Source organism: Streptomonospora alba (genome assembly GCF_000826685.1).
Classification (GTDB): Bacteria; Actinomycetota; Actinomycetes; order Streptosporangiales; family Streptosporangiaceae; genus Streptomonospora; species Streptomonospora alba.
The window spans coordinates 26252-32985 of record NZ_JROO01000041.1 but is presented as its reverse complement, the minus strand read 5'-3'; the positions used below and the strand labels follow the sequence as shown (position 1 = coordinate 32985).

General features: G+C 74.2%; 7 protein-coding genes and 1 pseudogene. All 8 read right to left on the bottom strand.

Annotation, left to right across the window (positions count from 1 at the left end):
* Positions 1-371, bottom strand: a pseudogene (locus tag LP52_RS20470) (hypothetical protein); the annotation flags it as partial.
* 123 nt (positions 372-494) lie between these two features.
* A complete protein-coding gene (locus LP52_RS20465; protein ID WP_040275975.1) occupies positions 495-1163 on the bottom strand; it encodes a class I SAM-dependent methyltransferase in 669 nt (222 codons plus the stop codon).
* Positions 1163-1828: a TIGR04282 family arsenosugar biosynthesis glycosyltransferase gene (locus tag LP52_RS20460; protein ID WP_040275986.1), complete on the bottom strand. Its 666-nt coding sequence runs from the start codon at positions 1826-1828 to the stop codon at positions 1163-1165. The genes LP52_RS20465 and LP52_RS20460 overlap by 1 nt, the downstream gene beginning before the upstream one ends.
* 74 nt (positions 1829-1902) lie before the next feature.
* A complete protein-coding gene (locus LP52_RS20455) occupies positions 1903-2676 on the bottom strand; it encodes a glycosyltransferase family 2 protein (RefSeq protein WP_040275974.1) in 774 nt (257 codons plus the stop codon).
* 278 nt (positions 2677-2954) lie between these two features.
* Positions 2955-4013 carry an NAD-dependent epimerase/dehydratase family protein gene (locus tag LP52_RS20450; RefSeq protein ID WP_040275985.1) on the bottom strand — a complete coding sequence of 353 codons (1059 nt, stop codon included), beginning with the start codon at positions 4011-4013 and terminating at the stop codon, positions 2955-2957.
* Between the two features lie 129 nt (positions 4014-4142).
* Positions 4143-4943: an IclR family transcriptional regulator gene (locus LP52_RS20445; protein WP_040275973.1), complete on the bottom strand. Its 801-nt coding sequence runs from the start codon at positions 4941-4943 to the stop codon at positions 4143-4145.
* Positions 4940-5776, bottom strand: a complete 837-nt coding sequence (locus LP52_RS20440) for a carbohydrate ABC transporter permease (RefSeq protein ID WP_052810070.1) — start codon at positions 5774-5776, stop codon at positions 4940-4942. The genes LP52_RS20445 and LP52_RS20440 overlap by 4 nt, the downstream gene beginning before the upstream one ends.
* Positions 5776-6726, bottom strand: a complete 951-nt coding sequence (locus LP52_RS20435) for a carbohydrate ABC transporter permease (protein ID WP_040275971.1) — start codon at positions 6724-6726, stop codon at positions 5776-5778. Before LP52_RS20435 ends, LP52_RS20440 begins: the two co-directional genes overlap by 1 nt.
* Between the last annotated feature and the right edge of the window lie 8 nt (positions 6727-6734).

Here is a 6734-nt window from a genome sequence, read left to right as displayed (position 1 = left end):
CCGGCGACGCCCTGCTCCCAACCGTCGATCAGAGCGAGCGCGAACGTCCAGGCCATGGTCGCGCCCCAGGTGGACAGCACCAGCGTGCGCCAGGGCAGCCGGGCCGCGAGGACCGGCCCCCAGCCCACCACCGCCACCGCGATCGCCAGCGCGGGCAGGGTGCCGGGACCGAGGTGCGGGTCCCACTTGGAGTACAGCGGCTCCCAGTCGACGTAGAGCTTCTGGCCGGCGCGCTCGATCAGCACACCGACGACAGCGGCGACGGCGACCAGCACCGCCGCGGCCACGCCCGTGATCACATCCGGACGGCGGGCGGACCGGGCCTGCGTGACGGTCCGGGCTGCGGGGCGCTGCGAAGAATCGCTACTCACGGCACCACCCAGGCGTCGGTCCCGCCCCGCATCGGTCCGCCGCCGGGGAGCGCCCCCGGCCCCGGCCGGGGTCGGCCTCCAGCGGCGCGCCGTCCGGCACCGCACCGCTGTGCTCGTCCCCGCTCATCCCGCTCTGCGCAAGGCGGCGAACGCCCTGCTTCCCGAGTTCCACGTCTCGGTCACCTCCCATCGTGTATTCGCGGCCGCGGCGGTGAGAGCGCTCACGCCGGCGCGCGCCCACAGGAACGGAGCGCTGCACCGGCCCCGGCCGTCGCAGACGTGCACCGCCATCCGTTCGTCGACGTCCTCGCTCGCCACCTCCACCAGCAGCAGGCCGCGCGGGTCCACGACCTCGGCCAGGCGCGCGAGCAGCCGCTCGGGAGCGCCGCCGATGCCGATGTTGCCATCCAGTAGCAGCGCCGTGCCCCAGCCGCCCTCGCCGGGCAGCCTGTCGAACACGCTGCGGCACAGAGCCCGGCCGCCGGCGGCGCGGGTGCGCCGCACCGCGTCGGGGTGTACGTCCACGCCCAGCGCCCGGTGCCCGCTCCCGGCCAGGGCGGCGACGATCCGACCCGGGCCGCAGCCGACGTCGAGGACCGTGCCCCGGCAGCGCAGCAGTACGGCGGTGTCCGCGGCGTCGGGGCCGGCGCACCAGCGCTCGATCTCCAACGGCAGCACGCGTCCGTCCTCGCAGCGCAGGAACAGCGGCCCGCGACCCGTGCCGAGCGCACGGGAGTAGGGGTCGGCGGTGCCGACGGCGGCCGAAGCCTGCGCCGCGTCGACGCCCGCCATCAGGCGTCTCCGACGCGGCGCCGCCAGGCCGCGGCGAAGCGGCCGGCGGGGGCCGCCCGGGCGACACGGGCGGCGGCCGCCGGGGTGTCGGCGTCGACCAGCACCGGCAGGTCGCGTACCCGCAGGCCAGCCCGCACCAGGCGCTCGCGCTGGATCGCGCCGGTGCGGTCGGTCGACATCGGCACGCCGCGCAGCAGGCGCGGGTCGGGATCGGACATGCCCAGCGCCCAGAACCCGCCGTCCTCGGCCGGGCCGAACCACGCGTCGGCGTCCTGCCAGGCGTCCTCGGCCAGCGCCGGCCACAGCACGGCCGGGGTCACCTGCGGGGTGTCCATGCCGATCAGCAGTGTGGGTCCCGAGCAGGCGGCGAAGGCCGCGGCGAGCCGCTCGTCCAGGCCGCCGTCGGCCTGCGCGACGACTTCGAACCCGCGCTCGGGCAGCCACGGCCCCGGGACGCCGCTGAGCACCAGCACCCTGCGGCGGGCCGGTGCGGCCAGCACCGCCTCCAGCGTGTCGGCCAGCGCCGCTGCCGCGAGGTCTGCGGCCTCCTGCGCGGTGCACGCGGGTTCCAACCGTGTCTTGACCCGGCCCGGCACCGGCTCCTTGGCGATGACCAGCAGAGTCGTCGGGCCTGCGGGGGTGCCGTGCACGGGCGGGCGCGGCACGGCGGCGCGGTGCGGAGACCCCGGGGGTCGCGTGTCCGGTTCCGCGGTGAGGCCCTCGCGGCCGTCGCCGCCCGTCACCGGGCCTCCCCGATCGGACCGGCCGAAATCTGCGGGCCGCGAAGCACCGCCCGCATGTCGCGCACGGCCGTCCAGGTTCCCCGCCAGGTACCGGTGACCTTGGAGCGCCCGCTACGAGCGACGTAGGGGACGTCGACCTCGGCGATGCGCCAGCCCGCGTCGGCGGCGCGCACCACCATCTGCAGCGGGTAGCCCGAGCGCCGGTCGGTGAGGCCGAGATCGAGGAGCCCGATACGGCGCGCGGCGCGCATCGGGCCGATGTCGCCCAAGCGCACCCCGGTGCGCCGCCGCAGCATCCGCACCACCGCCGCGTTGCCCGCGCGCGCGTGCACGGGCCAGGCTCCGCCGGTGGTGGGCCGACGGCGGCCCACCACCAGGTCGGCGGCGCCGCTGCGCACCGACGCGACCATGGGCGGCAGCAGCGCGGGGTCCAGGGAGCCGTCGCAGTCGCAGAAGCAGACGAACTCCGCAGCGGCCGCGCACAGACCCGTGTGGCAGGCCGCGCCGAAACCGCGACGGGGCTCGGTGACGACACGCGCGCCCAGTTGCGCCGCGATCTCGGCGGAGCCGTCGGTGGACCCGTTGTCGACGACGATCGCCCGCCATCCGGCGGGTATGCGCCCCAGCACCCACGGCAGGGCCTGGGCCTCGTCCAGGCAGGGCAGCACCACCTCGGCCGACGGGGGTCCGTGCCCGGTGCCGTCGCCCCCCGCCGCCGCATCCGACACCGACTCCGCCTCCGGGCCGCCCCGCGGCTCGTCTTCGTCCATGGCACCTCCTGCGCCGGTTGCGGCGGGGCGCGCCCGTGCGGCGCTACCGTGCCGGTGGCCGACCCCGCCGGCGCTCGCCCCATCGCCTACTGACTCACCAAGAGTCAGCGTTCGTTCACTCTTCGTTCTCCAATACCCCCGAGGCGCCGTGGTAGCGCCCCGAATCCACACCCGTTTGTTCGGAGCCGACGGCAGCGGGGCGACCCGGCTCGGCCGGGTTTTTCGCTCGGCGCGGGCGCGGAGGCGGTGGCGAGTGGACGCAGGCGGGCGGGGCCAGGTCAGCCGGCGGAGGCGGAAGCGCCGCGCAGCGGCGCCGCGGCGAACTCGGTCATCCCCTCGGCGAAGCCCACCCGGGGGCGCCAACCCGACTCCTCCATCAGCCGCCGGGAGGAGGCCGTGATGTGGCGGACGTCGCCGAGGCGGTACTCGCCCGTGACGCGGGGCGACGGCCCGCCGTGGGCCCGGGCCAGTTCCTCGGCCATCTCCCCGACGGTGTGCGGGGTACCGCTGCCGACGTTGTAGGCCCTCAGGGTGCCGCCCTCGCGTTCGGCGACGGCTTCGAGCGAGGCGGTGTTGGCGCCGGCGACGTCGCGCACGTGCACGAAGTCGCGCCGCTGCCGCCCGTCCTCGAAGACCGCGGGCGCCTCGCCGCGCGCCAGTGCCGACCGGAAGAAGGAGGCCACACCGGCGTAGGGGGTGTCACGGGGCATGCCGGGGCCGTAAACGTTGTGGTAGCGCAGCGAGATCGCGCGCCCGCCCGTCGATCGGGCCCAGGCGGAGGCGAGATGCTCCTGGGCGAGTTTGGTGGCGGCGTAGACGTTGCGCGGATCGGCCGGGGCGTCCTCGGCCACCAGTCCGGGCTCCAGGGCCGCGCCGCACACCGGGCACGGCGGCTCGAACCGTCCCGCGTCCAGGTCGGCGGGCCGACGCGGCCCGGGGCTGACGTCACCGTGGTCGGGGCAGGTGTAGCGTCCTTCGCCGTAGACCACCATCGATCCCGCCAGGACCAGGTCGCCGACCCCGGCGCGCGCCATCGCCGCCAGCAGCACGGCGGTGCCCAGGTCGTTCACGCCGACATAGGCGGGGGCGTCGTCGAAGTCCACGGACAGCCCCACCATCGCGGCCTGGTGGCACACGGCGTCGACGCCGCGCAGCGCCGCCTCCACCCCCGCGGCGTCGCGGACGTCGCCGGTGATCCGCTCGGCGGCCCCTCCTTCGCCGATCCGCTCCTGCGGCGGCCGCGTATCCAGCACGACCGGCTCGTGCCCGGCGCTGCCGAGCGCGGCGACGACATGTGACCCGATGAACCCGGCTCCGCCGGTGACGAGGATGCGCATGCCCATGAAGCTAGCGCGCATACCGCGCCGATCTTGCACCCGTCGTCGAATCCGGCGGTGGCCGAAGGGGGCGAACCGGCTTCGTCCGCCGCCTCCGGCCTCCGGCCGCCGGTCGGCACGTCGAGCGGCCTACTCCGGCTGAATCGCGGATGCACCCAGCTGGGCGGAGACGCGGGTGGCGACCTCGGCCACCTGGGGGCCGAGGTCACGCACCCGTGTCGGCGGCAGCCGGCTGACCAGGGCCGAGACGCTGATCGCGGCGATCGGGTCGCGGTTGTGGTCGAAGACCGGCGCGGCCACGCACCGGACCTCGGGCTCGTTCTCGCGGTCGTCGATGGCGTAGCCGCGCCCGCGCACCCGCCGCAGCTCTTCGTGGAAGAGCACGGGGTCGGTGATCGTGTGCTCGGTCGCCGAGGGCATCCCCTCGGCGAGCACGTCGGCGACCAGGTCCGCCGGGGAGAACGCCAGGATCGCCTTGCCCACCGCCGTGCGGTAGGCGGGCATCCGGGCGCCGATGCGCGAGGCCATCCGCACCGTCGTGGTGTTCTCCACCTTGTCCGCGTAGACGACGTCGTGGCCGTCGAGCAGCACCAGGTGGCAGGTGTGGCCGGTGCGGCGCATCAGCCCGCGCAGGTGGTCGGACGCCACCGACCGCAGGTCCAGCTGGTCCAGGTACGCCTGCCACAGGGCGAGGGCGCCCGCGCCCAGGCGGAACCGGCCGCTCGCGCTGTCGCGGTGCAGCAGCCCCGCCTCCATCAGCGGGGTGGCCAGGCGCAGGACCGAGCTCTTGTTGATGCCCACGGCTTCGGCGAGCTGGGTCAGGGTGGCGCCGCCGCTGCCGGCCGGGAGTGTGCGGACGAACTCCACGATCGCCAGCGCGCGGCGCAGGGACACCGAGGCGTTGCGCCTGGGCGCAGTATCGGCGTTCAACCTTTGACCGCACCTCCCAGACCCGAGGCCAGGCGGCGCTGCACGAACAGGAAGAACACCAGCACGGGCAGCGTCATCAGAACCGAGCCCGCCATGATGGCGCCCCAGTCGTTCTCGTCGGGACGGAAGAAGGACAGCAGCGCCACGGGCAGGGTCTGGTTCTCCTGCGCGGAGATGATGAAGGTGGTCGCGAACAGGAAGTCGTTCCAGGTCATGATGAACGCGAAGATGCTCGTGGCCACCACGCCCGGCGCGGTCAGCGGGAACAGCACCCGGCGCACGAACGTGAAGCTGCTCGCCCCGTCCAGCCAGGACGCCTCCTCCAGCTCGCGGGGCACCGCAGCGACGAAGCCGCGCAGCATCCAGATCGCCAGCGGCGTCGCGAAGGCGGTGTGGACGAGCACGAGCGACCCCAGGTGGTTGAGTCCCAACTGCGGCACCGACTCCCCGATGCCGCGCATGAGGAAGAACAGCGGGATCGTCAGCGCCTCGACCGGCACCATCTGCGCGATGAGCACCATGATCAGCAGCGTAGCGCGGGAGCGGAACCTGTAGCGGGTCAGTGCGACGGCGGCCAGGAAGGCGCACAGCGTCGAGAACACCACCACAGCGGCGGCCACGCCGAGGCTGTTGAGCAGATAGCGGCCGAAGTCCTCCACCAGCAGGACCCGGCGGAAGGAGTCCAGGGTGGGCGCCAGGGTGAACGGCGCCGGATCCCCGGCTTCCAGGTCGGCGCGGGGTTTGAGCGCCGATAGCGCCATCCAGTACAGCGGGAAGGCCACCACCAGCGCGATCGCCAGTCCCGCGGCGTCGGTACGCAGTCGGCGGAGCATCACAGCACCTCCCCTTGGCGGCGCAGCACGCGCAGATAGACGAGGGAGATCGCCAGCAGCAGCGCGGTGGTGACCACGCCGATCGCCGATCCCAGTCCGTACTGCCCCGAGGCGAACGCCTGCTGGTAGGCGTAGACGTTCAGCACGAGGTTCTGCCCGGCGATGCCGCCGCCACCGGTCATGATGTAGATCTGCGTGAAGATCTTGAAGTCCCAGATGATCGATTGGATCGTCACGATCACCATCGCCGGGCGCAGCATCGGCAGCATGACGCTGAGCGCGATGCGGCCGGTCGAGGCGCCGTCGAGCCGCGCCGCCTCGATCACCTCGCCGGGGATCGAGCGGATTCCGGCGTAGAGCGTGACCATGACGAACGGGAACGAGCACCACACCACCTGGCTGAGGACCAGCCCGAACGCCGACCACTTGGTGTAGGTCCAGGAGTGGCCTTCGAAACCGGTCATGCCGAGTCCGGCCAGCGCCTGGTTGACCGGCCCCAGCGAGGGGTCGAACAGGAACAGCCAGACCGCGCTGCCGGTGACCGCGGGGGTGGCCCACGCGCCCAGCGCGGCGAGGAACAGCAGGGTGCGCACCCACGCCGACAGCCGCGTGGCCAGCACCGCCAGGCACCCGCCGACGGCGAGGGTGCCCGTTACGCAGGCGCCCGCGAACACGACGGTGTTGCCCAGCACCTCCCAGAACTGGGGGTCCGCCAGCAGGGTGCGGTAGTTGGCCCAGCCGCTGAACCGCAGCGGTTCGGCTCCGGTGACCTGGGGCTGGCGGTAGTCGTAGAAGGAGACCAGGACGAGCTGGTAGAGCGGGTAGGCCAGCAGCGCCCCGAGCACGACCAGCGCGGGGGCCAGGTACACCCAGGGCTCCAGGCGGCCGCTCCGGCGCAGCCGGGCGAGGGCTCGCCCGGCCACGCGGAGCGGCGGTGCGGGGGTGGCCATGCGGTCCT

What these genes read in the sequence shown, in the direction of transcription:
- LP52_RS20465 (WP_040275975.1), bottom strand. Translation starts at nt 1,163, where the DNA reads ATGGCGGGCGTCGACGCGGCGCAGGCTTCGGCCGCCGTCGGCACCGCC.
- LP52_RS20455 (WP_040275974.1), bottom strand. Translation starts at nt 2,676, where the DNA reads ATGGACGAAGACGAGCCGCGGGGCGGCCCGGAGGCGGAGTCGGTGTCG.
- LP52_RS20450 (WP_040275985.1), bottom strand. Translation starts at nt 4,013, where the DNA reads ATGCGCATCCTCGTCACCGGCGGAGCCGGGTTCATCGGGTCACATGTC.
- LP52_RS20440 (WP_052810070.1), bottom strand. Translation starts at nt 5,776, where the DNA reads ATGCTCCGCCGACTGCGTACCGACGCCGCGGGACTGGCGATCGCGCTG.
- LP52_RS20435 (WP_040275971.1), bottom strand. Translation starts at nt 6,726, where the DNA reads ATGGCCACCCCCGCACCGCCGCTCCGCGTGGCCGGGCGAGCCCTCGCC.